This is a genomic window from Streptomyces sp. NPDC039465 (genome assembly GCF_055639315.1).
In genome coordinates, this window is sequence record NZ_JBVKAP010000016.1 from 37,377 (window position 1) to 60,837 (window position 23,461).

Below are 23,461 nucleotides of genomic sequence, written 5' to 3' on the forward strand. Positions count from 1 at the left end.
CCCCATGACTGCCCCTCTTTTCGCTGTACCTCTAATCGAGGTACAGCGAAAAGAGATAGCATGACGGGACGGGACGGGCAAGCGCGCCGACAGGCGCAGGAAGGAGGTCGGGGCATGCTGGAGCTGTCGATTCTGGGTTTCCTCTTCGAGGAGCCCCTGCACGGATACGAGGTGAAAGCCCGTATTCAGGGCCTCAGTGGCCACATCCGCCCGGTAAGTGACGGAGCGCTGTATCCGGCCATCTCCCGGCTGGTGAAAGCAGGTCTGGTCGAGCAGCGCACCGAGCCTGGAAGCGGTGCCGCGCCCCGCCGGATCCTGTCCCTCACCGAGGCGGGCCGCACTGAACTGCTGGCCCGATTGCGGCACCCCAAGGAGGCCGAAATCACCGACGGGCAGCGCTTCTTCACTCTGCTGGCGTTCCTGCACCATCTCCCGGACCGCGCCGAGCAGGCTGCGGTGCTGCGTCGCCGGCAGACCTTCCTCGACATCCCGGCGAGCTTCTTCTACCGCGATGGCGAGCCCGTGCGAGCCGAGGCGGCGCCCAGCGTCTTCCGGCAGGGCATGCTGCGCATCGCTCGCGCCACCGGCACCGAGGAGAAGAAGTGGCTGGCCGAGGCCATCGACAGCCTGGAGCGCTAAGCGCGGACCGATGGCGGCGCCCATCCCGCTAAAGGATGGTCAACGACGAGAGGTCCGTCGGCGCGGGGCAGGGAAGACGGATGACGTTCCCGGACTGGTCGATTTCTTCCCGGCGACGTCAGTAACCCTCCCCCGGGTATGGCCCGGACGTCAGCTCCTGGCGGGAAGTCGCTCGCGCTCTGGACGACGTAGAGGTTGGGCGGCCATCCGGCGTCGCCCATGAGGTGGTGTTCCGGGGGTGTTGGGGCGCAGCCCTTAGCGGGCCAGGGCGCGCAAGAGGCGGACGTACGTGGACCAGTGGGCCCGCTCGGGGCGGGGATCGGCGCGGTCCAGGCTGTCTTCCAGGAGGGCGTCGTGGAACCAGCGGAAGGCCAAGGGCCAGCTGAGGCGGGCGATTCCGGTGACACGCATCGAGAGGGTGTGCCGCAGCATCGTGTGCTCCTCGTCGACCGGCAGCACGGCGTACTCGTGGAAGCCGTGGAAGCCCCGCGGTCCGCTGAAGGTGAATCGGATCCAGGTGCCCGGCACGTACGCGGCGACCGTGTAGCGGACCGGGCCGTGGCCGCCGGTCGCGCCCGCCGACAGAGGGCGGTCGAACGTCATCGCGGGCCATGTCTCGTGCGGCCAGAGTCGGTCCAAGTCTCCGTCCGCCAGTGTGTCGAGGAGGCTGCCGACCTCGGCCGCTTTCATCGGCAGCAGGCGTTCGTGCACGTTGTGGACGGGCATAGCCGCTCCTTCAATTGGAGAACAATCTCTAATTGATATGGAGAGTACTCTCTGATTCATGCCGAGACCACCCCGCTTCGACGCCGAACTGCTCCTCGACGCCGCCGTCCGCCTCGCCGCCTCCGGCGGCCCGGCCACAGTGACCATGTCCGCCGTCGCCCAAGCGGTCGGCGCGCCCAGCGGATCCGTCTACCACCGCTTCCCGGGGCGCCCCGCCCTGCTCGCCGAGGTGTGGCTACGTACTGTCGAGGGCTTCCAGCACAGCTACCTCGACGCGCTCGACGCCGATCCCGACCCCCGCCGGGCCGCCTGCGCCGCCGCCCGGCACGTCGTCGCCTGGAGCCGGGCCCATCCGCAGGAGGCCGCGCTACTCCTGCACGGCCCCGAGGAGTTCGGCCGCGCCAACTGGTCCGAGGAGCACCGAAACCGCGCCGACCAGGGGAACCAGCGCGTCTTCGCGCGCCTCGGCGAGCTCGGCGAAGCACTCGGCCTCAGCGGGCCCAAGGACGCGGACCTGATCGCCCTCGCACTGATCGACCTGCCGCTCGCCGTGATCCGCCGCCACCTGCGCGCCGGACAGCCACTGCCGCCGCACGCCGAGGATCTCGCCGAGGAATCCACCGCGAGCATGCTCCACACCGGGTAGCGGCCCTGCCGAGGGCGGTCTGGGCGCCGAGCCCCTCCCTCCATCCCCATCCGCATCCGCATCCGCAGCTGGCGGCCCCGTACCCTTGCCGGATCGTCGTGTCCGATCTTGTGAGGAACCTCAATGGGACGTCTTCCCGGTCTGCTGGCAGTGCCTCGGATGCTGCGGCACTACGGCGCGACCGCGGTCGGTCTTCCGGCCGACGACGAGGTGGCGCTCGACGCCCCGGGCCCGCGTGTGCGGGCGGCCTGCGATGCCGTCCGCCAGGGCCGGTACGCCCCCGCGGAGGAGCTGCTCGCGGCCACGCGCGCGGAGGCTGACTGGAGCGCCAGGGCCGAGGCCGCCCGGGCGCTCGCGGACGTCCTGCTCGACAGCCCCGGCCAGCTGGAGGATTGGTCCGCTCGGAAACCCGGCGACCGCGACCTGGCTCTCGTCCGCGCCGAGGCGGCCGTCGCCCGGGCCTGGTCGGTACGGACCGCGGCGCGGGCCTCGGAGGTTTCGGCCGAGCAGTTCGCCGGCTTCCGCGCGCTCCTCGCCGACGCCGTGCCGGTCCTGGAGGAGGCGGTCGCTCTGAACCAGGGTGACCCCACGCCGTGGGCCGCCGTCCTCGCGCACGACACCGGGGCCGCGGCGGCCCGTGAGGACTTCGAGGACCATCTCGCGAGCGCCCTGGCGATCGACCCCCACAACTGGTCAGCCCACGCACGCGCCGTGCAGTTCCTCGCCGCGAAGTGGTACGGCTCCCACGAGGAGATGTTCGCGTACGCCGAGCGCGTCGCGGCCGCGAGTCCGGAGGGCCACCGGCTGCGCGGGCTGACGGTCGTGGCCCTCTCCGAACTCATTCTGGACGAAAGCCTGGACGGCGACGCGGCAACCAAGTACGGCCCGATCGGCCAAGACCGCGTGGACGCCGCCATAGCCGCTTCCCGCGCCCTCTCGGCGGCGCACCCCGCCGGCGATCCACACCTGGCCTCCGTACGCAACCACCTGGCCTGGGCGTTGATCCGTGATGGCCGGCCCGCCGACGAGATCCTGGAGGTTTTCCGGGCCATCGGACGGCACGTCACCGCCTTCCCGTGGGCGTACCTCGGCGGACTGCCGGCGTTCCTGGAGTTCCGCAAGGGTGTCCGCGCCCAAGTGGCCCAGGACACCCCCTTCTTCGGCGGCACGGTGCCCCAGCCCGAGGCCGCCGTCACCGCCGCGGACGCGGGCGGCGCGCGCCGGGAGCTCGCCTTGGTGCCGGCGACGGTCGCCCAGGTCGCCGAGGCCGTGCTGCTCACCGGCGTCGCCTACCGCATGGCGCCGCTGCCCGGCACCGGCATCACGCTCGTCGAGACCGCCCCCTCGCAGGAACCGGACGTCAGCGAGCGCGGCGGGCGGCGCGGCCTGCGCCGCGCCCTGCTCGGTGAGGGCGACCTCGTGCGTCTCGCCCGGTCGTTCACGACCGGCGAGCCCTGGCCCGTACTCGTTGTGTCCCGGTACGTCGACCGGTACGGCCTGAGTCTGGTGCGCAACCGCAAAGTGCTGACGACGCACTCGTGGCAAGGACCTGAGGGAATCCCGGCACAGCAGGAGGCCGCCGAGACCGCCGCCGTCCTCTCGTCGGCCTTTCCCAAGGCCGACGAGCGGCTCGTCTGTGCCGCACTGCGCAACCCCGGCACGGACCGCGCCCCGCTCGACGCCACTCTCGCGGCGCTCGGCCTGCCGGCGCTGCCCGCGGAGTACGGCGAGGGGTACGAGATCCTGGCCGGCGTGCCCAAGGCGCGAGTCGTCGCCAAGCGCTCCCTGCGCTCGGCTCTGCGCGAGTCGCTCCGCGACGACCCCGCGGACTCCTCCCGCGAGCTGCCGCCGCTGGGTCTGTGACGGCGTGGGGCGAGCAACGCATGAAGATCGAATCCCTTCTCGAGGACCTGGACAGCGACGACGACGTGCGCGTGGAGGCAGCCGCCGCACGGCTGGCGGAGCAGGCCGACAGCGTGGTGCCGACGCTGCTGCGGGGTCTGGCCGATACGCAGCGGACCGCTGATCTGGAGCCGGTCATGCGGGTGTTGAGGCGCATCGGCCCGCCGGCCTTCGACGCCCTACTGGCGGCCTGGCGTCGGAAGGAGGTGCGGGACTGGGCGGCGGGCCGGCTCCTGGGGGTGTTCGACGAGCGTTCCGCCGACCAGTACGCGGCCCTGGCGGCCGATCCGAACTACGGGAAGTCGGGCGACGGCTTCCAGGGGCTCGTCAGGCTGCGGGTGGACTCCGACGCCGGACTGACGGCCCTGGTGGGCCGCTTCGCCGGCGGCCGCCTCATTCCTTACAAGGCATCCGACTACGCCCGCCTGCTGCACGACTCCTTCCGACCGCGGCTGCGCTCCCTGCGCCGCGACCCGGCCGCGTCCCCGAGGATCCGGCGGGGCGCGATGGCGGCGCTGGTGGCGGGCGGCGGCGCCGACGCGCTCGACGACCGCGATCGGGCGGCGGTCGAGCGGCTGATACGGGTGAAGATCCTTGACGAGATCCCGAGGCTTCCGTCGCCGACCCTCAGCGGCTGGTGGATGGCCGTGTCCGGGGCGTCGCTTCGAACCTGGGAATCAGACCGACTGCGAGCCGCCGTCCGCGCGGCCACCTGGCACCGCGACCGCGTACCCGACGAGCACGCTGTCATCGTCGTGGCGCTGTGAGGGCAGGCGGCAGCGCATGCGTGGCTCGCTGTCCGAGCCCGCGCGCACCAGCCACCATCCACACGGTGTTCGGCAGCGGAGGCGGGGGAGGGGGCAGCGACGTCCCCATACGTTTGTGGGGCGCTACAGCTGGCGTTCAGCGCCGGCGCGTTCGGCATGGCTACATCAAGCGCTGCTCGACCGGCTCCAGGCTCCAGGCTCCAGGGAACGGGTTCAGACCAGCGGGGCTCCCTGTTCAGGGGCGGGGCCGTGTCGGCGGAAGTCGGCCCAGGCCCGGGTCAGCCGGTGGACCGCTTCGGTCAGGACGTCCGGCGGGTAGGTGAAGGGGAGACGGATGAAGGAGTCGTGGCGGCCACTGGGGTCGGTGGTCCGTCCCGCCACCACCTCGACCTCGTGGCGCAGCGCGACCTGCGCGAACGCGCCGGCATCGGCTCCGGGAAGCTCGATCCACAGAGCTGACCCCCCGACGGGAGGCTCCCACCTCCAGTCCGGCAGCGACTGCTCCAGCAGTCCGGTCAGGTGGCGCAGCCGGCGGGCGGCGGACTGGGCCTGTGTCTGCTCGAGTTCGGCGAGGCGGGGCAGCAGCCGGACGGCGACGGCCTGGTCGAGGACGGGGGTGCCGAGATCGGCCAGCGCCTTGTGGCGGGCGAACCGCGCTGCGACGGGTTCCTCCGCGCGCAGCCAGCCCACCCGCAGCCCGCCCCACACCGACTTCGACAGTGAACCGATGGTCAGTACCTCACCGTCCCGGGGAACGAAGGCCCCCAGAGGGGGCGGCAGCTCGCCCCGGGTGCCGATGCGCCCCGAGTAGGCGAGGTCCTCCACGACGGCCACCTCGTGCTGCCGGGCCAGCTCGGCGATGCGGCGGCGACGGGACGCGCTCATCAGCCCGCCGGTGGGGTTGTGAAAGCTCGGCATGACGAACAACAGGTCCGGCTCGTGCTCGGCCAGAGCGGCGGCCAGCAGGTCCGGCCGCATTCCCTCCTCGTCGAGCGGCACACCGACCGTCCGGGCGCCGTGCGCGGAGAACAGGTCGAAGCAGCCGGGCCAGCTGGGGGACTCGACCACGACAGTACTGCCCGGCCGCAGATACATCTGGGCGGTCAGGGCGATGGCCTGGTGCGCCCCCGTCGTCACCACCACCTCGTCGGGCGAGGTGGGCAGCCCCAGCATGCTGATGTGGACGGCGATCTGCTCACGCAGCGCGTACAGCCCCCGCGGGTGATAGCCGGCGTCGGAGAGCAGGTGGGGGAGGTCATCCGCCGCCACGTCGCGCAGAGCCTCGGCGAGTTCGGGTGCGCCCGCATCCGCGGCGTACGCCATGGAAATCACGCTGCCCGGACCGTGAGAGAGCCGTGCGAAGACCGAATCGGCCTGCCCCCGCCGCAGTTCGTGCCCCAAGCGGCGCCCGCCCCCCGCCCTTCTGGCCACTCGGGTGCCACTGCCCCGCCTGCTGGCAAGGGTGCCGTCGGCCCGCAGCTCGTCGTAGGCGGCCACGACGGTCGAGCGGCTCAACGCGAGCGCGGCAGCGAGCCCGCGCTCCGAAGGCAGTCGGACGCCTGGCGCCAGCTCACCTTCGTCGACGAGGCGGCGCAGCGCGGCGGCGAGCCCGCGGAACAGGGCCCCGCTCCCCGCCCACCCGTCCGGCAAGAGCTCCACCAGCAGTTCCGGATTCCGCGAAAGGTCCACTTCAGCCCCCATTGGATCGTGTGGCCTTCCCCAACCCCGGATTGGCTGGTCCCAGGCCTACCACTTGACCCTATCCGCCCCGAGGAGAACGCCCCGATGCCGCCAGTCACCTCAGTCACTCCGGCCACCTCGGCCCGCCTCCGTGCCGTCCTCGACGCGTCCGTGCCGGCCGCACGCAACGACGCCGGACGCCACGAATACGACGGCCGCCCCCAAGACCTCACCGAGGCAGGCATACGCCGCGCACTGTCGGCCATCGCCGCCGCCGCCCACCCCAGCGCACCGCAGCCCAACCGCCCGGACACCCCGGCACAGGCGCACGACCCGCTCGACGAGGCGACGCTCCAGGCCTTCGAGTACGCACTGTCGCTACGCTTCGGCGACCTCCAAATGCACCGCCGAGACCCGTACCTGCACATCGACAACCTGGACCTGAGCGGCTACGAGAACGACTACGCGCCCAAGACCGAGCGGGCGCGCGCCCGACGGGACCACCTCGATGCCTGGCCCGACCTGGTGGCCGCCGCCGTGACCACACTCGACCTCGTCCCCGCGGAGCAGGCCCGCGCCGCCCTGCCCGCAGTCCAGGGCCTGCGGCACCAGCTGACCCGCCCCGAACAGGAGACGACCTCCCGAGAACGGCGGGCCGCTGAAGCGCTCGAGCGCCTCGAAGCCCACCTGCGGACAACGACTCAGGCCGAGCGCGCCTCACAGGTACTGGGCAAGGACGGCCTCACCCGGATGCTGGCGGCCACCGAAGGCAGCGAGGTCGACCTCGAGAGCCTGGCCGTACGCGCCGAAACGGAACGAGAGCGCCTCACACAGCTGCTGGAGGAGGCCTGCCGCCGCATCGACCCCAGCGCCGACGTGGCCACGACACTGCACCACCTGGACGACGACCACCCCACCGCCTTCGACCTGCTGGCCGCCACCCGCGAGGCGGTCAAGACCGTCACCGACTGGGCCGACAGGACCCAACTGATACCCGGCGGGCACTTCACATGCCGGGTCGGCCTTCTCCCCGAGTCACAGAGTCACGAGGTCGCGACCATGACGACCGCCGCCCCAGGGGAGCCGGACAGGCCGGGCTGGTTCCGGGTCCGCCTTCCCCCAGAGCACTGGCCGGCCCGGGACCGCGACGCCTGGCTGCGCACGTACAGCCGCCACCAGCTGCTGAACATCGCCGTGCACGAGGTCGCCCCAGGACACCTGGCACACCGCCGGATCCTGCGCCACGTCCCGAGTGAAGTGCGCCGCAGCCTGCAGTCGTACGCGACCAGCGAAGGCTGGGCACACTACAGCGAGGAGATGGTCCTGGAGGCGGGCTTCGGTGACGGCGACCCCCGGCACACCGCGGCCGTCGCCCGCGACGCACTGCTGCGCCTGACACGCCTGGCCTGCGTCATCGGGCTGCACACCGGAGAACTCACCCACCGACAGGCGGCCGCCCGGTTCGAAGCAGAGGCGCACACCCCTCCGGCACTCGCCACGCAGCAGGCCACGCGCTGCCTGCTCGACCCCCAGGCAGGCGACTACACCCGGGGGAAGTTCGCGATCCTCGACCTGCGTGACCAGGCCCGACAGCGCTGGGGGCCCGGATTCACCCACACGCGCTTCCACACGGCGCTGCTCAACCTGGGCGCGCCACCACTGACTTTGCTGCCGGCCTTGCTCGAAGCGGACCAGCGATGAGCGTCCTCTCCGACCCACAGCAGCTGCTGCTCTTCGTGGGCGCGTCCGCCGCCCTCGTAGGCCTACCCGGACCGAACCTCGTCTACATCTGCACGCGCAGCATCGCCCAAGGCACCAGCGCCGGGATGGTCTCGGCACTCGGGGTGGAGACCGGCACCCTGATACACGCCCTCGCCACCGCCTTCGGAGTCGCGGCACTCGTCTCCGCCGAACCGGCAGCACTGAAAGCCCTCACCCTGCTCGGCGCCGCCTACCTTCTCTACCTCGGAATCCGTTCCCTCACCGGCACTGGCACCGGCCCGCCCGGCAACTCGGCCCAGCCCGTCCCCAGGAGGCTCTGGAGCGTCTACCGCGAAGGGATCCTCGTCAATGTCCTCAACCCGAAGGTCATGCTCTTCTTCCTGGCCTTCCTGCCACAGTGGGTGAGCCAGGATGCCAGCGGTGCACAGGCCCGCACGGAACTGCTGATACTCGCCGCGATCACCTTCACGGTCGCGCTGGCTATGGACTTGGGGTACGCGGCTACCGCCGGCGCACTCGCGAGAAGGCTGCGCGGCCGCGCAGAGCCGGGCCGAGGCAGGGCCCGGTACCTCGTCGCCCTGGTCTACCTCGGGCTCGCGGCCGCCGCCGTGTTCAGCTGACGGCAGCCGTCGGGCGCCAACACAGCGCCCGGACCCGGCCTCCCCGTCCACTACACGCTCGCCACCCCGAGCGCACCACCGTCGCCCCTGACCCGCGAGCCGGCCCCGGAGTCCGCAGGCCTGTCTGCCACCCTCGCAACCAAGGAGTACCGGGAGCAGGGGGAGGCCGTGTGGGCTGCACACGCGGAAGGGGACCTTCCCACGGCGGTCGCTCTCGCCTCCAATGGGTTCACCAGACATCTCGGAGTGTCTCGGCGGCGCGTGAGCTGGAGGCGGCGGCACCGTTGCTGGGCCGTGCCGGCGGGGGCTGTGTGGTGGTGCTGCGAGGTCACGGTGGGGGCGGGTCCGCCCCCTCGGTTCCCGGGGGCGTGTTCAATGGGCCAGGCGCAGCCGGGTGACGAATCGCTGCGACCGTGACCGTTCCTTGAAATACGTACGCTCTTTTGTCGTACCTGGTTGCTACGGCCCTGAAGTTCTTGAGTGCGTTGACGCACCTCTCGACTTCGTTCCTGCGTGCGTACACCTCACGGTCGAAGCCAGCGGGCCTGCCGCCTGCGCTGCCGCGGTTGCGGCGGTTGCGGCGGTTGCGGCGGTGAGTCCGCTGGTCGCGACGCTCGGGAATGATGTGCCGGATCTGGCGTCGTCGCAGGTAACGCCGGTTGAGACGCGACGAATACGCCATGTTTGCGCTCAGGGAGTCGGGGCGGGTGCGCGGGTGTCCGCCAGCAGGTCTCGGCACGCGCAGCTGTCCCAGAACGGAAATCATCTGCGGGCCGTCACCCCACTGACCCGGGGTGACCAGCAGGGCAGGTGGGCGTCGGGCCACGGACCCATCGGACACGCCCTAGTGCTGGGGCCGGTCAGCCCGTGCGCTGGCCGCCCAACACCGCGAGCACGCCCACATGCGTGGAACGCGTCCGCCGGGGAGGACGTCCATCGTCCACGCAGCCTGACTGATCACATCGGCGTGCCTGTCCAGTCAAGGCATCAGGCAGATTGCAGAGGCGGCACGTCCCTGGTGATCGCGGCAGCCGGCAGCAGATTGTCCGGTTCGGCGCCAGGATCGGCGGTGATGACGATGCCGGCCCCCTGGACATCGAAGCCGACCGGCCAGACCGTGCGATCGCTCGCCAGCGCCCCTTCCAGCTTCGTCTGCCGCAAGTCGGCACCGCTGAGGTCGCGTCCCCGCAGGTCGGCCAACCGCAGATCCGCACCGACGAATACAGCGCCCTGGTCACGAGCCTTACGCAGATTTGCCTCCCGCAGGTCCGTGCGGGAGAAATCCCCCTCACGCAAGTCGGCCTTGACCAGGCGTGCGCCCCGCAGGTCGGCCTCGATGCAGCGGACTTGGCGCAGGATCGAAGTTCCCTGGTCGGGTTGAGCATGGGCGGGGAGACCGCCCTGGACTTCGCCCTCGCCCACCCGGAGCGCGTCACCGCACTGGCCCTGGTCGGTGCCTCGGTCAGCGGTCACGTCTGGCCGCACAGTCCCGAGTTGTCGGCCTATGCCGCGGCCCGGCGCGAGCGTGAGACGGCCACTCTGGCCGAGCTGGAACTGACGATCTGGGCAGCCATGGGCCGTACGGCTCCCGGAGGAGAGCTCATCGAGACGATGGTCGCCTCGAACGCCGAGCGGCGACTTGTGAGCGAACAGCACTGCGTTGTCTCCGCGGGCCGTGATGCCGAACCACACCTCGGAGACATCGCCGCGCCGACGCTGGTCATCCACGGCGACCACGACCACCCAGAGATTGCGGTGATCGCCGAACGACTTGTCACCGACATCCCCGGCGCCTGCGGCGAGACGATCCCGGACGCCGACCACTACCTGCCACTCCGTACACCCGAACGTCTCACCAAGCTACTGCTGTCACACCTGCCCTGACACGCGGACCATCAACGATTCACAACAATGACCGTGCGATATTCCGCTGGAGGATCGCGCGCTTCGACCTGAGAACCGGCCGACAGGCCCCCGGCGTTGTGCAACGCCTCGGGCCCATGAGCCGGAGGCCGCACGTGGGCACATGGTGCTACGAGACCCTCGGCTGCCCTCCGAGGAGCTCCTCCGCCGGCTCACGATCCCCGGCTCGGCACTGCATGCCGCGGCCAACCCTGTCCTGCCGACCCAGGCCCCGCCGGTGAGCTTGCATCCGGCGGTGACGGCCGGCGCCTGGGCGGCTTCGGCGCCCCCGACGATTCCAACGGTCCCGGCTTCACCCGCCGGCATCTGGACCGGCTCGGCAAGCCGCTCCCAGCCGCACGGGGTTCAGCCGGCCAGATCCCTGCGGCGGGCGTACCGGAGTCCGGCCAGGTCGCCGTGGTAGAGCTCGCCGTCGTCGTTGTCGACCACCGTGCCGCGGGCGGGGCCGCCGCCGCCCACGCCGCGGAAGAATGCCCGTAGCCCGTAGTACGGCTGGAGCGGCAGCCAGCACAGCCCCGACAGCCACCGGTACACCGTCCGCCAGAACCCGGGCCGCCTGCCGTCGGCAGCACGGATCACCCGGATCCCCGTGACCAGCTTGCCGATGCTGGCCCGGAGCGCGTACGTCAGCAGCACCTGGTTGACGAAGGACAGGCCGAGAAGGAGTACGAGCGCGGTGAGCGGGCGGCCGTCCTCACCGCGCATGACCACATAGGCCGGAGCGACCACGGCGAACAGGTCTACCGTGACGGCGAGGAGGCGTCGTCCCTCCCCTGCGGGCCGCGGAACCCGCACCCAGGCATGCCCGTGCACGGTGGGCGCTGTGGGCGGGTGACCGTACGGCGGGGGCTGCGTTCCGTACGGGGCTTGCTGCGGATACGGACCCCCGTACGCACCCTGGCTGTACGGCGATTGCGGCTGCGGCGCCTGAGGCGGATACTGCTGCGGCTGCTGGTAGGACGGGTAAGACTGGTTCCCCCGTGACGTGTTCATGCCTGCATGATGCCGCATCGGCCGCCCCAGCTGCGCCGATGCCGCGCCGGAGCCAGACGGGCCCGGGGCCTGAGCCTACAGAACGTCCGTCTGATGTTGGGAAGGTCGAGCGCACAGGCCCCGGTACCGAGGTCACCAGCGGGCCTGCCTCCTGGGGTAAGGGGCTTGGCCGAGTGGACGTCGGTGGCGGCCGCGTGCTCAACGGCGGGCGTAACCCGTCGGGCCGGAGCTCGCGTCGAGGATGGGGCAGGGTCCGGTGCCCGACCCCCGGCGTCCAGCGGACGGCGCGGCGTCGCTGAGCGAGGACGCCGCCGGGGCTGGCTGCCCCGGCGGCGGCCGGTCACTCCTCGGCGGCGTCGCACTCTGTCGAAGGGCCCCACCGCTTACAGGGGTGGGACCCTTCGACGTTCTCCGTGTCAGCCGGCGGCCGGCCGGCCCGCTGGCGCCGTGACGGGCTCGTCCGGTGCCGACGGCAGGTCACGTAGTCGGCTCACCGGAGACAGGACGAGCGCGATCAGCACGGCGGCGGAGCCGATCGCCGCCACCGTCAGTGCCCCCCGGGCGCCGATCCAGCCGGACAGCAGGCCTGCGAACAGGCCGCCGAGTGCACCGCCGCCGAACAGCAGGGTGCGGAAGACCGCCGTCATCCGGCCCATCATCGACTGCGGGGTACTGGCCTGGCGCAGGCTGACAATGACGACGCCTGCGACGCCGAGTCCGAGGTAGGTGGTGAAGAAGGAGAGCACGAACATCCCCACCATCACCGGCCGGGGGCCGGTGGCCAGGACGATCAGCGTCGGGCCGATGAGGAGGGCCGACTGCGCGACGAGATAGACAAGGCCGAGCCGGAAGCGCCGGATGACCTTGCGGGAGATCGCCGCGCCGATCAGGCCGCCCACGGAGGCGGTGGCGAAGATGCCGCCCAGGGTCGTCGAGTCCAGGTGCAGGTCGCGTGTTCCGTACAGCAGGAACATCGTCCATACGGTGATCATGGAGAAGTTGCAGCAGAACCCGATCAGGGCCAGCGACCGCAGGACCGGGTTCTTCAGCACCCATCGCAAGCCGTCCCGGAGTTCGGTCGGCAGGTGCCGCCGTGCGGCCGGCGGTTCGGGACGGGGCTCGGGCGTGCGGATGAGCAGCAGCGAGATCATGGACACCAGATAGGAGCAGGCGTCGACGATCAGCGCGATGGGCGCGGTCAGGGCGCCGATCAGGACGCCCGCCAGTCCGGGTCCCGCCACATCCGCCGCCGATGAGCTCACCCCCATCTTGGCGCCGGCTTCCACATAGTGCTTGGGGTCGCGTACGAGCGTGGGTACGTACGACATCCAGCTCACGTCGAACAGCACCGAGGCGACGCCGACGGCGCAGGCGATCACCAGCAGCGAGCCCATGCCGAGCGCGTCCGTCCAGTACAGGACGGGGACGAGAGCCAGCAGGATCATGCGGACGAGGTTGGCTCCGAGCATGATCCGCCGCCGTCGGGCCCGATCCACCCACACCCCGAAGACCAGGGCGAGCCCGAGGTACGGGACGAGCTGCAGGAAGCGCAGGATGCCGACCTGCTCGTCGGTGGCGTTGAAGGCGATGATGGCGGTGAGGGGCAGGGCGAGGTTGGTGACCTGGGTGCCGAGGAGCGAGAGGGTCTCGCCGAGCCAGAACTTGAGGAAGTCGCCATTGCGCCAGAGGCTCTCCTTGGACTCCTCGGACTCCTTGGACTCCTTGGACTCCGTGGGTTCCTTGGACTCCATGGACGGCTCGTCGGTCCGTGTCTGCGTGGCGGTCATCGCCGTCCTTGGCGGGCGAGGTCCGCGACCGCGTCCGCGACGTGGTCCACTTCCTCCTCGGTGTTGTAGTAGTGCGGCGACAGACGCAGGCACCAGTCGACGTCCTTGTCCCCGAAGTCGAACTGTGCGAACTCACGGAAACTGAGCGCCGAGTTGATGCCGCGGGCGTCCATGGCCGCCTTGAACGGCTGCGGCTGCCAGCCCGCTATGCCGAAGGTGACGAGCGCGGCGAGACGCGGGCCGCGGTCGAGCACGCGCACCCCCGGGATCGGTGCGAGCCGGTCGCGGAGCCGGGCCGCGAGCGCCGGGGTGCGCTGCTCGATGGCCTCGATGCCGACCTTGCGGGCATAGCGCGTCGCGGCGGCGCTGCCGAGCACCGTGGCGTACGGGAACTCCCACTCCTCGAACCGGGCCGCCGTCCCTACGGGCTCGTAGCCGCCCGGCTCGGTCCAGCGGGCGCCGTGCATGTCGATGAACAGCGGTTCGTAGCCTGCGCGCAGGACGCGATCGGATACGTACAGGAATCCGGAGCCGCGCGGGCCGCGGAGGAACTTGCGGCAGGTGGCGGTGAGGAAATCGCAGCCGATCTCCTCCACGTCGATGACGAACTGGCCCACCGACTGGCAGGCGTCGACCAGGTAGAGCAGGTCCAACTCACGGCAGTGGCGACCGATTTCGGCCACAGGCGAGACGAGACCCGAGTTGGTGGGGACATGGGTGGCGGACACCAGGCGGGGGCGGTGGGTACGCATCAGCGCGGCCATCGCCTCCACGTCGACCCCGCCTTCCGGGGTGTTGGGCGCGTGGACGATGCGTACGCCGAATCGCTTGCGCAGGGAGAGGAAGGCGATCTGGTTGGAGACGAAGTCGTCGCGGGTGGTGAGGATGACGTCGTCGGGCTCGAACGGGATCGAGGACAGGGCGTTGGCATAGGCGTGGGTGGCGCTGCCCGCGAAGGCGATGTTGTCGGGCCTGGTGTTGATGAGGGCGGCGATCTCCGTGTAGAACTCCCGGACTTCGGCGGCCCGGGCGGCCGACGCCTCGTAGCCACCGATCCGGGCTTCGAGGTTCAGATGGCCGACCATCGCGTCCGTCACGGGCGCTGCCAGCAGTCCACAGCCGGCGTTGTTGAAGTGGATGACCTGGCGGCAGCCCGGGGTGTCGGCGCGCAGGGCGGCGACGTCCAGCTGAAGTGCTTCCCGACCAGGACCAAAAGCGCTACTGTTGTCTCTCATGAATGACAGTAGCACTTCTGTCGAGCTGACCGACAGTCTCCGTGCGCTGGTCTCCCGGCTGTCGCCCGGCGACCGGCTGCCGAGCAGCCGGGAACTGATCAAGCAGTACCGGGTCGGCCCGGCGACCGTGGCGCGGGCCATCGCCGCACTGGCCGCCGAGGGCGCGGTGGTGACCCGTCCGGGCAGCGGTACGTTCGCGGCGCAGCGCACCCGGCTCCGCGACACGGTCGGCGGCAGCGACGCGGACACCGACTGGCAGACGGTCGCCCTCACCGACCGCGCCGTCGACACCCACCTGATCGCCGACCCGCTCGGCCCGCCACCGGCCGGGACGATCACGATGGACGGCGGCTACGTACACCGCTCGCTCCAGCCCACCCGGGCCCTGAGCGCGGCACTCGCGCGAGCGGCGCGCCGTCCGGACGCCTGGGACCGCGCCCCGGCCGGCGGCCTGATGGCGCTGCGCACCGTCTTCGCCCGGATCGTCGGCGGCAGCGTCGCGCCGGACGACGTACTGGTCACCGCGGGCGGGCAGAGCGCCCTGTCGATCGCGTTCCGCGCCATCGCCGGGCCCGGCAGCCCGGTCCTGGTCGAGTCCCCCACCTATCCCCGGGCCCTGGCCGCCGCCCGCGCCGCCGGGCTGCGGCCCGTCCCCGTACCGCTCGACGCCGACGGCCTGCGGCCCGACATGCTGGCCGACGCGTTCGCGATGAGCGGCGCGCGACTGCTGTACTGCCAGCCGACCTTCCAGAACCCGACCGGCACCGTGCTGGCGCACGACCGGCGCCGCCAGATCCTCGATGTGGCGCGCGCCTCGGGCGCGTTCGTGCTCGAGGACGACTTCGCGCGGCATCTGGGACACGGCGGCGCCGTACCGCGACCGCTGGTCGCCGACGACCGCGACGGCACGGTCGTCCACATCACCTCACTCACCAAGCCCGCCGCACCGAGCCTGCGGATCGGGGCGCTGGTGGCCCGCGGACCGGTCATGGAGCGCATGCGGGCGGTGCGCCTGGTCGACGACTTCTTCGTCACGCGCCCACTCCAGGAGGCCGCGTTGGAAGTGCTCAGCTCCCCGTCCTGGGACCGGCACGTCCGCGCTCTCGGTACGGCGCTGCGGGAGCGGTGCGCCGTACTGGCCACCGCGGTCACGCGGGAGGTCCCTGGTGCGACCTTGACCGGGCTGCCTACGGGCGGACTGCACCTGTGGGTTCGCCTGCCGTCGGGCGTGGACGACACGATCCTCACCGGCGCCGCCCGGCAACGCGGCGTCGCCGTGAGCGCCGGCAGTCGCTACTTCGCCACCGAGCCGCCGGCGGCTCACCTGCGCATCGGGTTCGCGGCGACCGCCGATCACGCCGAGCTGACGGAGGGTGCGCGTCGGCTGGGAGCCGCGCTTGCCGACCTGGGCCCACAGGACGGGTGAGGCGTGAGCCGCATGATGGTCCGTCCCCCGCCCCTCGGCGGCACGGCTGATTCCCCGGCCGTCGCTCAGCGAGCTGGGCGGAGACTTCTGCCTGCCGTAGGCGGGTGGTGAACCGGGCGTCGGGCTGTTTGCGCAGCCAGCCGCGGTCGGCCAGCCTGATCAGCTTCCCGCGCAGCGGTTCCAGCCTGGCCCGCGCTGACGTCCACCTCGAGCATCTCGCCGAGCTGCCGGGCCATGACCGGTCCGGCGGCCTGCCGCACGACTGATCCCCCTGAACCAGCCGTAGCGCCTTCGGGCCCTCAAACCATCCCGACCTGGTGTGGGACCAACGCCGAGTGCGGTGCTACCGCGGTCACTTGGGTGTAGGGGACGGAGAAGCAGGGAGGGGCTTGTCCCAGTTGATCCGCACCTGATCTGGGTCGCTACGACTGACTTGGCACGGATAGTTCTTGGATACCGCGACGATCTGGGCGACCTGAATGGGGTTCAGTACCGGTTCTCGCGAGCCCTCGCGGTCCGGCTTGCCGGGAACGTGCACGCGATAGCGCACGAAGTAGCTGTGGTTACCGCCTCGAAGATCGTCGCCTTGCTTGATGTCGATCACCGTGAGGGTGCAGGGCATCATGTCCGTGGCCTTCTTGGGTCTCTGTTCCTGCCCATCGTCGGATCCGCAGGCACCGAGTAGCAGGCATATGGCTCCCGTGGTGAGCAGGTACGAGAACTGCCGGACGCGCATGTCGTCTCCTCATCATGACTCTGACCTCGACCGGTTCGTTGTCGGGATCGCTGGAAAGGACCTTGAAGGAAGACGAAGGCAACCGCAATGTCCGCTGAGCTCTGCCGGTCTCGGTCGGCAGTCTGACCTTCGGCGCGGGATGGTGCCTCCGCCGATGGACAAATCTGTCAATCCCCTTTAGGTGGCCCGCTTCCAGATCGGCTCCACCGGCGACCCGAACGCCGCGGCCTTCGGCGTCCTGCGCGTCGTCGGCTACGGCCTCGGATGGCCCGCCGCCGGCCTGCTGCTCTCCGGCGGTGGAAGCCGACTCGCCGCTCTGAGCGAACGCCGGTCTTCTTCCAGGTCGGGCCGCGTCCTGCTTCTCCGAGTGCGCGACGACGAGTGCGCCGTCAAGGTCCACCGTCGCCTTGCCGCCCGCCTAACGCACCGTCACTCACCGTTGCTGGAGCCGGGCTTGAACGTCGTGCCGAGGTCGTACTGCGCGATCCCGAAAGGCCGGAAATCGGCATCGGCAAGGATGCGGTAGAGGAACTCAGAGGTGGACATGTCGTACCGGCGCCACTCGCCGCCATCGGACCGCGCAAGGACGGGGTAATCGCCGGGCCGCTCGGCATCGATCAGCCAGCAGTACTCGTCGGCCCATTCGGTGGAGGCCCACTCGACCAGCCCCTTGCCGCCCGGCGCGTAGATCGCATAGGGATCGACGGCGGAGACGCTTCCGAGCTTGCTGTCCTGGTCGACCGACAGGGAGACCCGCCACTGTGTCAGAAAGTCGAACGAGACGTCCTCGCCGCGCCCCAGAAAGTAGACGGAATCACTGAAGACGCCGCCACCGAACGCCTCGTAGAGCTCCTTGTAGTCCGCCGGCAGCGGAACCCCCAGCTCTGCCTCGATCGCCGCCCAGTCGACGGAGATCCCGAGCGGCTCCCACCCGGTCAGTTCGAGCACTCGCTGAACCCACATACAGCAACCTTTCAGACGGAGAGGGTGACCCGGTCGGCGCCCAGGGTTCGTATTCTCCGGTGTCCAAGCTCAGCAGCGGGGCCCGCAAAAGGACGTGTGCACCCTCGCGGCCAACATCCGGGCCAACGCGGAAGGCCGGTACGCCGGCGAGGGGCCCGGGTGGCAAGCCGAGGGTCGAGTGGACGCTGCTGTGGATCGAGAACACCGCCAGCCAGTTGACCGACGGCCGGTCGTAGCAGGCAGCTCAGCATCGGCGTGTCCGACCGGAGGGACCCGGTGTGACGTGAACACTGCCGGAGCCGATGGGGCATCCCGCGGCGGCGGGGTGTCGGGGTAGTCCTCCGGCCGGAGGCAGGCCACGCACACCGGGATCCCTGACCGGTTCGGCACGACCGTCGGCCCCATGGCTGAGCCGGCTGGGTCCTGCCCCGCCACGACCTCGTCGGCGCCCTTAGATGGCCCCCCCGGTTACCTTTTCCATGGCTCCGCAATGGGGCCTCCGGCCTTCGGGTCCGGTATGACTTCCCCCCTTGTTGTTGATGATCCGGGGGGTGGTGTCACCGGGTCCGGAGGCATCGACGGACCGCTGATGAGGGGCTTGAGCACCGGCTTCACCCAGGCCAGAAGAGCTCTCCGTAACGTGGATGTGGCAGCTCGATGCCGTGGCAAGGCCGGACGAAAGCGTGATGGAGGGGCCTGCACGTGATCGACACCGGCGACATCGACGTCTTCCTCGGCCTGGACGTCGGCAAGGGCGAACACCACGCCACCGCCGTCACCCCGGCCGGGAAGAAAGCCTTCGACAAGCGCCTGCCCAACACCGAACCCAAGCTCCGCGAACTGTTCGCGAAACTCCAGGCCAAGCACGGAACGGTGCTGGTCGTGGTCGACCAGCCGGCCTCGATCGGTGCCCTGCCGCTGGCGGTCGCGAGGGACATGGGCTGCCCGGTCGCCTATCTTCCGGGCCTGACGATGCGACGGATCGCCGACCTCTACCCGGGCGAGGCAAAGACGGACGCGAGAGACGCGTTCATCATCGCGGACGCCGCCCGCGCGATGCCCCACACACTGCGGGCGATCGACGGCCAGGACGAGACGATCGCCGAGCTGGAGATGATCGTCGGCTTCGACGATGACCTGGCCGGCGAAGCGACCAGGGTCGCCAACCGGCTCCACGGCCTGCTGACCCAGATCCACCCGTCGCTGGAACGGGTGCTGGGGCCGCGGTTGCAGCATCCGGCCGTCCTGATGCTGCTGGAACGGTTCGGGTCCCCGGCCCAGATCCGCAAGGCCGGACGGCGACGGCTGGTCACCCTGTTACGCCCGAAGGCTCCGAGGATGGCCGAGCGGCTGGTCGAGGAGATCTTCGCCGCGTTGGACGAGCAGACCGTCACCGTTCCAGGGACCGAGGCGGCCGCGCTGATCGTCCCGAGCCTGGCCGGATCGCTGACCGCTGTGCTTGACCAGCGCAAGCTGCTGGCCGGGCGGATCGAGGAACTGCTGGAGGCCCACCCTCTTTCGAAGGTCCTGACCTCGATGCCCGGAGTCGGCGTCAGGACCGGAGCACGGATCCTGATCGAGGTCGGCGATGGCAGTACCTTCCCGACCGCCGGCCACCTCGCCGCCTACGCGGGCCTTGCTCCCGCGACCCGCAGTTCAGGGTCGTCGATCCGCGGCGAACAGCCCTCCCGGAGGGGGAACAAGCAGCTCAAACGGTCCTTCTTCCTCTCCGCGTTTGCCGCCCTCGGGGACCCTGCATCGCGGGCCTACTACGACAAGAAGATCAGCCAGGGAAAGCACCACACCCAGGCCCTGCTCTGCCTCGCCCGACGACGAGCCGACGTCCTGTTCGCGATGCTCCGCGACGGAACCTTCTACGAACCCCGGCCAGCCACTGCCATCAGTCGTTCATCGAGTCGGCATGCCGCCATGAGGACTGTTTACGACCATGGCCAGTGACCCAGCGACAAGGTAGTAGTGATCCGGGAAGTACTCGATGTGCTGGTGCCCGCCGTCGTCCATCTCCGCAATCGACTGAACTTCGTCAGCGAGAGCCGTCAAGCCCAGCCGGTCACCCTCGATGAGTAGAGCGCTGCGCTCCGAGTCAACTCGGATACGGACACCCGGGCCGCTGGTGCTCACCACCTCGACCGAAGCCAGTTCAGTGCCCCCGAAGCTCGGTTCAGCCGAGGCGGTGGTTTCCGTGCCACCCTTCCCCGCGGCGAGGGCGAGGGCCAGGACGGCGAGTTCCGCCGCACCGCCCGAGACGTCCACCCCATCCTCATCGGGAAAGAACAGAACCCTCATCCGCCACAACCCCTTCGGTTCCACAACGCCAGACTCAACGACCAAAGCCGTTGCCCCTGGTCAACCGGGCTTCCCCGGCTCAAGGCCAGCCGTCACGGACGTTACCCACCGCTTGACGAAACCCATAGGGGCACCCCCCAGAGGCGCGGAAGGCGGCGCGCCGTTGCCGGCCGTCCCGACGGTGTGCAGCTTGGCCGCGGGCAGCGCGCCGATGCCGGCGGTGCCGACAACGCGTACGCTGCGATCGAGCGCGGTCGGGTCTCCCTGCACCGCAGCGCCGGCCACTGGTGGTACGCCCCGCCTGCCTGAGCATGATGCTCACCTGGCCGGCAACGGCCATGGCAGACGCCCCGTGAGGAGCGGACGATGGACATCAAGCTGGAGCTGGTCGCCGTGCCCGTCACGGACGTGGACCGGGCCAAGGCCTTCTACGAACAGGCCGGCTTTCACACGGACCACGACGTAACGGTCAGCGAGGAGATCCGCTTCGTCCAGCTCACGCCGCCGGGATCGGCCTGCTCGATCGCCCTGGGCAAGGGCCTCACCCGGATGGCCCCCGGCTCGCTGGACAACATGCAGGTCGTGGTCGCGGACATCGAGGCGGCACACACCGAGCTGACCGCCCGGGGCATCGAGGTCAGCGAGATCGACGACCAGCCCTGGGGGTCGTTCGTCTACTTCTCGGACCCGGACGGCAACGGCTGGTCGGTTCAGCAGACCGTCCCGCGCAACGCACCGGAGGCCTGACGCTCCACCCCTTTCCCCCTCCCCCGGTCCTTCCCGTCGTTCCTGTCGGTGCAGCCGGTCCGCCTCGCGGTCCCCGCGCCGTACGAGCGTGACGGCCAGGTTGACCCCGGCCCCGTACCGCCAGAGCGGGGGCGCGCTCCAACCGCGGGAGGGCCTCCTCGGGCCTTCCCTCCCCGAGTGCCGGGCGCGGGCGTAGAGGCGGACCAGATCGTGCACCACGTACGACTGTGGGTCCGCCTCGACGGCCAGCTGCGCGGCGGCCAACCGGTCCAGGGCGAGTGTGACCTGGGACAGCAAGCAGCCGGCGAGCGCGGCCGCCGTGCCGCGACCTCCCTGTCATCGCTGCGCCCGGGCGTCCAGAGCCTGGACGGACCAGTCCAGGACTGGCGTCAGGTTCTCCGGGGCCGGCCAGCCGTTGACGACTGCGAGCAGCTGGAAATACCGGTCCCTGCGGGGGTCGTTCATGCTCGCCAGTCGAGTCGACAGGTGGCGGGGTAGCTTGGCGTCGTCGGGGCGGCCGAGGAGGTGCGCGCAGTGCGCTGTGAACGCCGCGACGATCGGATCGGCTTGGGGTGAGGCCGGGTCGATTCCAGCCGCCAGGGCCGGGCCGACCTGGTCGCGGACGAGTGCGGCAATGTCACGGCGTGGGCCGGTCGAGTTGCTTCGTGCCTGCTCGACTGCGTGGTCCTCGATAATCCGCCGCATACTGGCGCGGAAATCCGGGTCCAGGGAAAGCTCGGCCAACTCCACCCATGCCTGAACTTGTTCTTCCGCGGCGTCGCCGGGCAGCTCCGGGGTCATCGAGCGCATGACCCCTGCGATTGCCGGGGCGGCGTCACAACCGTCGAAGACGGCACCGAGGAAGTCGCCGATCAGACGTTGGCGTTCGTTCTCGGTGAGCTGGGCCAACTGGTGCATGCGTTCTGTCTCCTCGGGGGTGGACCCGCGCTCGGCCACCGCCGTCAGCACCGCACGCCGCAGGAGCAGGACGCGGATCTGAACCGCCAGTGCTTCGGCGTGCGCCGCGGCGACCTCGGGAAGCGAGAGCTCCCGATCCACGATCTGGCGGATCGCGGGAAGGTCGATTCCCAGCTCGCGCAAGGTCCGCACGAGGTCCAGGCGCGCGACGGCGTCAGTGTTGTAGAGGCGGTAGCCTGCCGGGCTGCGCTCTGTCGGCGCCACGAGTCCGCGATCAGAGTAGAACCGAACGGTCTTGACCGTGAGACCGGTCCGCCGTGCGAGCTCGCCGATCGAGTAGAGCGTGTCGCCGTCCATGCCCCCACCGTTGCGTCTCCCCCTACGGGAGACTCAAGCCGCCATGCCTGCCGCCGGTCAACCACTCTTCATCCACAAGTCCCGCCAATTCCCCGGATGTCGGCGTTCGACAGCGTATTCCGCCACCAGAACGAGGACGTCGCGCTCCCGTGCGGTGTCCGGCATCCGGATGTCCAGCACCCTAGATCCCCGCGGGGCCCAGCGGCCCAGCGGAGCGGCAGCTCCAGCCACACGGCGGGGGTATCACCCTCCGGACGGCAGGGACAGCCTGAGGCAGGGCCGTCGTCGAAGCCTGGCCATAGTTCCCACGAGGACGACGCCGAAAGGGTCCCGGCGGTCACAGTTCGCGATGAGATCAGCGGGTTCGGCGGGAACGGGAGCGGGCCAGCCGGCCGAGGATGACGGCGATCAGGCCCAGGACCATGGCGAAGTAGGCTCCGCCGAGCCCGTTGCCGGTGCCGAGACCGCCATCGGCGGTGCCCGCGACCGTCCCGCCGACGGCCATCGCGATCAGACCCGCCGCGAGAGCCGTGACAGCTCCGTTCCGCCGGGCCCAGTTGACGATGTGTCCCTGCCTGGTGGGGCGGGCCAGGGCCAGGCTGCCGCCCACCGCGCCGAGGAGGCCGATCAGTGCCGACAGGGAGGCCCCGACCCGGCCGACGCTTACGGTGTAGACGCTTGCGGCGACCGGCTGGAGCGAGGGGTCCGCGGCGGCCGGTTCGGCGAACGCGAAACCGCCGATCAGGACGGCAGCGGTCAGGGCAAACGCGGATCGAATGGACATGAGGCGTCCTGCCTTTCTCGAAATGGTTCTGGACCGGCCGTTACCGAGACGGCTCTCGCGACCGTTGAGTTCACCGTTGGATTCACCGTTGGATTCACGGGCGAGATCGCCGTCCACAGCGGTTCACCAGGCGGCGGCTACGTCCTGGCAGCCGGGCGCAGCGGCAAGCGCAGGGACAGTGTCGGGACCAGGGCCAGGGTGCTGAGGGTGAACATCACCACGCCCAAGGGGACGTGGAACGAGGGCACGTGGGCGATGCCCAGCGCGACCTGCGCCGAGGCGAGGAGGAGGAAGCCGGTGGCGTACAGGACGGGGCGGGGGGAGCCGCCGCCCGGGCGCCAGGCCAGGATCGCGGCGAGGACGTACAGCATGGCGGCTGCGTACATCACCTTCGAGCCGATGTCGTGGAGAAGGTAGCCGTGCGACGAGGTCAGCAGCATGCCGGCGGTGGCCGCCTGGAAGAAGAGGGTCAGGGTCTGCAGGGCTATCGCGGTCCTGAGGAAGGTGAGGCCGCGCGGCACGGCGGCCGTCGTCTGTCTGGTCATGGTGTGGTCCCCTCTTGTGGTGTGCGGCGATAGGCGGG

23 protein-coding genes and 1 pseudogene are annotated in these 23,461 nt (G+C 70.5%); 11 read left to right on the forward strand and 13 right to left on the reverse strand.

Going from position 1 to position 23,461, the window contains the following annotated elements; genetic code table 11:
• Positions 1-114: 114 nt before the first annotated feature.
• Positions 115-639 carry a PadR family transcriptional regulator gene (locus tag ACZ7LT_RS33305; protein WP_471239830.1) on the forward strand — a complete coding sequence of 175 codons (525 nt, stop codon included), beginning with the start codon at positions 115-117 and terminating at the stop codon, positions 637-639.
• Between the two features lie 255 nt (positions 640-894).
• Here the strand turns inward: ACZ7LT_RS33305 and ACZ7LT_RS33310 are convergent, their stop codons facing one another.
• On the reverse strand, positions 895-1,365 hold the full coding sequence (locus ACZ7LT_RS33310; protein ID WP_471239831.1) for an SRPBCC family protein: 471 nt from the start codon (positions 1,363-1,365) through the stop codon (positions 895-897).
• A gap of 58 nt (positions 1,366-1,423) precedes the next feature.
• On the opposite strand from ACZ7LT_RS33310, the gene ACZ7LT_RS33315 reads away from it, so the two are divergent.
• The 3 genes from ACZ7LT_RS33315 to ACZ7LT_RS33325 all read left to right on the forward strand — a co-directional run bounded on the left by ACZ7LT_RS33315 (position 1,424) and on the right by ACZ7LT_RS33325 (position 4,680).
• Complete coding sequence (locus ACZ7LT_RS33315; protein ID WP_471239832.1) at positions 1,424-2,011, forward strand: TetR/AcrR family transcriptional regulator; 588 nt, start codon at positions 1,424-1,426, stop codon at positions 2,009-2,011.
• A gap of 123 nt (positions 2,012-2,134) precedes the next feature.
• Positions 2,135-3,874, forward strand: coding sequence for a hypothetical protein (locus ACZ7LT_RS33320; RefSeq protein WP_471239833.1), 1,740 nt, complete (start codon positions 2,135-2,137; stop codon positions 3,872-3,874).
• Between the two features lie 20 nt (positions 3,875-3,894).
• Positions 3,895-4,680 carry a hypothetical protein gene (locus ACZ7LT_RS33325; RefSeq protein WP_471239834.1) on the forward strand — a complete coding sequence of 262 codons (786 nt, stop codon included), beginning with the start codon at positions 3,895-3,897 and terminating at the stop codon, positions 4,678-4,680.
• 213 nt (positions 4,681-4,893) lie between these two features.
• Here the strand turns inward: ACZ7LT_RS33325 and ACZ7LT_RS33330 are convergent, their stop codons facing one another.
• Positions 4,894-6,369 carry an aminotransferase-like domain-containing protein gene (locus ACZ7LT_RS33330; protein ID WP_471239835.1) on the reverse strand — a complete coding sequence of 492 codons (1,476 nt, stop codon included), beginning with the start codon at positions 6,367-6,369 and terminating at the stop codon, positions 4,894-4,896.
• A gap of 96 nt (positions 6,370-6,465) precedes the next feature.
• On the opposite strand from ACZ7LT_RS33330, the gene ACZ7LT_RS33335 reads away from it, so the two are divergent.
• Entirely contained in the window at positions 6,466-8,061 is a 1,596-nt protein-coding gene (locus tag ACZ7LT_RS33335; RefSeq protein WP_471239836.1) for a DUF885 family protein, read from the forward strand.
• Positions 8,058-8,702, forward strand: coding sequence for a LysE family translocator (locus ACZ7LT_RS33340; protein WP_471239837.1), 645 nt, complete (start codon positions 8,058-8,060; stop codon positions 8,700-8,702). Before ACZ7LT_RS33335 ends, ACZ7LT_RS33340 begins: the two co-directional genes overlap by 4 nt.
• Before the next feature lie 328 nt (positions 8,703-9,030).
• Here the strand turns inward: ACZ7LT_RS33340 and ACZ7LT_RS33345 are convergent.
• Both ACZ7LT_RS33345 and ACZ7LT_RS33350 read right to left on the reverse strand, forming a co-directional pair.
• Positions 9,031-9,534, reverse strand: a pseudogene (locus ACZ7LT_RS33345) (transposase); the annotation flags it as partial.
• Positions 9,535-9,689: 155 nt separating this feature from the next.
• Positions 9,690-10,124 (reverse strand): pentapeptide repeat-containing protein, encoded by a 435-nt coding sequence (locus ACZ7LT_RS33350; RefSeq protein WP_471239838.1) that lies wholly within the window; start codon positions 10,122-10,124, stop codon positions 9,690-9,692.
• Here ACZ7LT_RS33350 and ACZ7LT_RS33355 point away from each other — a divergent pair.
• Positions 10,086-10,586 (forward strand): alpha/beta fold hydrolase, encoded by a 501-nt coding sequence (locus tag ACZ7LT_RS33355; protein ID WP_471239839.1) that lies wholly within the window; start codon positions 10,086-10,088, stop codon positions 10,584-10,586. The genes ACZ7LT_RS33350 and ACZ7LT_RS33355 overlap by 39 nt on opposite strands.
• Positions 10,587-10,970: 384 nt before the next feature.
• Here ACZ7LT_RS33355 and ACZ7LT_RS33360 read toward each other — a convergent pair whose 3' ends face one another.
• From ACZ7LT_RS33360 to ACZ7LT_RS33370, 3 genes are all read right to left on the reverse strand, one after another.
• Positions 10,971-11,438 carry an RDD family protein gene (locus tag ACZ7LT_RS33360; RefSeq protein WP_471239840.1) on the reverse strand — a complete coding sequence of 156 codons (468 nt, stop codon included), beginning with the start codon at positions 11,436-11,438 and terminating at the stop codon, positions 10,971-10,973.
• A 596-nt stretch (positions 11,439-12,034) separates the two neighbouring features.
• Positions 12,035-13,405 carry an MFS transporter gene (locus ACZ7LT_RS33365; protein WP_471239841.1) on the reverse strand — a complete coding sequence of 457 codons (1,371 nt, stop codon included), beginning with the start codon at positions 13,403-13,405 and terminating at the stop codon, positions 12,035-12,037.
• The gene (locus tag ACZ7LT_RS33370; protein ID WP_471239842.1) at positions 13,402-14,640 is read right to left on the reverse strand and encodes an aminotransferase class V-fold PLP-dependent enzyme; all 1,239 of its coding nucleotides are present in this window, start codon (positions 14,638-14,640) and stop codon (positions 13,402-13,404) included. The genes ACZ7LT_RS33365 and ACZ7LT_RS33370 overlap by 4 nt, the downstream gene beginning before the upstream one ends.
• Between ACZ7LT_RS33370 and ACZ7LT_RS33375 the strand changes: the two genes are divergently transcribed.
• Together ACZ7LT_RS33375 and ACZ7LT_RS33380 are read left to right on the forward strand one after the other, a co-directional pair.
• Entirely contained in the window at positions 14,639-16,066 is a 1,428-nt protein-coding gene (locus tag ACZ7LT_RS33375) for an aminotransferase-like domain-containing protein (protein ID WP_471239843.1), read from the forward strand. The genes ACZ7LT_RS33370 and ACZ7LT_RS33375 overlap by 2 nt on opposite strands.
• Before the next feature lie 128 nt (positions 16,067-16,194).
• Complete coding sequence (locus tag ACZ7LT_RS33380) at positions 16,195-16,332, forward strand: hypothetical protein (RefSeq protein ID WP_471239844.1); 138 nt, start codon at positions 16,195-16,197, stop codon at positions 16,330-16,332.
• Between the two features lie 86 nt (positions 16,333-16,418).
• Here the strand turns inward: ACZ7LT_RS33380 and ACZ7LT_RS33385 are convergent, their stop codons facing one another.
• Together ACZ7LT_RS33385 and ACZ7LT_RS33390 are read right to left on the reverse strand one after the other, a co-directional pair.
• Positions 16,419-16,802 (reverse strand): hypothetical protein, encoded by a 384-nt coding sequence (locus tag ACZ7LT_RS33385; protein ID WP_471239845.1) that lies wholly within the window; start codon positions 16,800-16,802, stop codon positions 16,419-16,421.
• A gap of 429 nt (positions 16,803-17,231) precedes the next feature.
• The gene (locus ACZ7LT_RS33390; RefSeq protein ID WP_471239846.1) at positions 17,232-17,750 is read right to left on the reverse strand and encodes an SMI1/KNR4 family protein; all 519 of its coding nucleotides are present in this window, start codon (positions 17,748-17,750) and stop codon (positions 17,232-17,234) included.
• Between the two features lie 717 nt (positions 17,751-18,467).
• Here ACZ7LT_RS33390 and ACZ7LT_RS33395 point away from each other — a divergent pair.
• Positions 18,468-19,724 carry an IS110 family RNA-guided transposase gene (locus ACZ7LT_RS33395; protein WP_471239847.1) on the forward strand — a complete coding sequence of 419 codons (1,257 nt, stop codon included), beginning with the start codon at positions 18,468-18,470 and terminating at the stop codon, positions 19,722-19,724.
• Here the strand turns inward: ACZ7LT_RS33395 and ACZ7LT_RS33400 are convergent.
• Positions 19,674-20,072 (reverse strand): Imm32 family immunity protein, encoded by a 399-nt coding sequence (locus ACZ7LT_RS33400; RefSeq protein WP_471239848.1) that lies wholly within the window; start codon positions 20,070-20,072, stop codon positions 19,674-19,676. The genes ACZ7LT_RS33395 and ACZ7LT_RS33400 overlap by 51 nt on opposite strands.
• A gap of 366 nt (positions 20,073-20,438) precedes the next feature.
• Between ACZ7LT_RS33400 and ACZ7LT_RS33405 the strand changes: the two genes are divergently transcribed.
• Entirely contained in the window at positions 20,439-20,819 is a 381-nt protein-coding gene (locus ACZ7LT_RS33405; RefSeq protein WP_471239849.1) for a VOC family protein, read from the forward strand.
• A gap of 336 nt (positions 20,820-21,155) precedes the next feature.
• Here ACZ7LT_RS33405 and ACZ7LT_RS33410 read toward each other — a convergent pair whose 3' ends face one another.
• The 3 genes from ACZ7LT_RS33410 to ACZ7LT_RS33420 all read right to left on the reverse strand — a co-directional run bounded on the left by ACZ7LT_RS33410 (position 21,156) and on the right by ACZ7LT_RS33420 (position 23,423).
• A complete protein-coding gene (locus ACZ7LT_RS33410) occupies positions 21,156-22,094 on the reverse strand; it encodes a MerR family transcriptional regulator (protein ID WP_471239850.1) in 939 nt (312 codons plus the stop codon).
• Positions 22,095-22,449: 355 nt separating this feature from the next.
• Positions 22,450-22,878 (reverse strand): DUF6223 family protein, encoded by a 429-nt coding sequence (locus ACZ7LT_RS33415; RefSeq protein ID WP_471239851.1) that lies wholly within the window; start codon positions 22,876-22,878, stop codon positions 22,450-22,452.
• 137 nt (positions 22,879-23,015) lie between these two features.
• Positions 23,016-23,423 carry a hypothetical protein gene (locus tag ACZ7LT_RS33420; protein ID WP_471239852.1) on the reverse strand — a complete coding sequence of 136 codons (408 nt, stop codon included), beginning with the start codon at positions 23,421-23,423 and terminating at the stop codon, positions 23,016-23,018.
• Positions 23,424-23,461 lie beyond the last annotated feature (38 nt).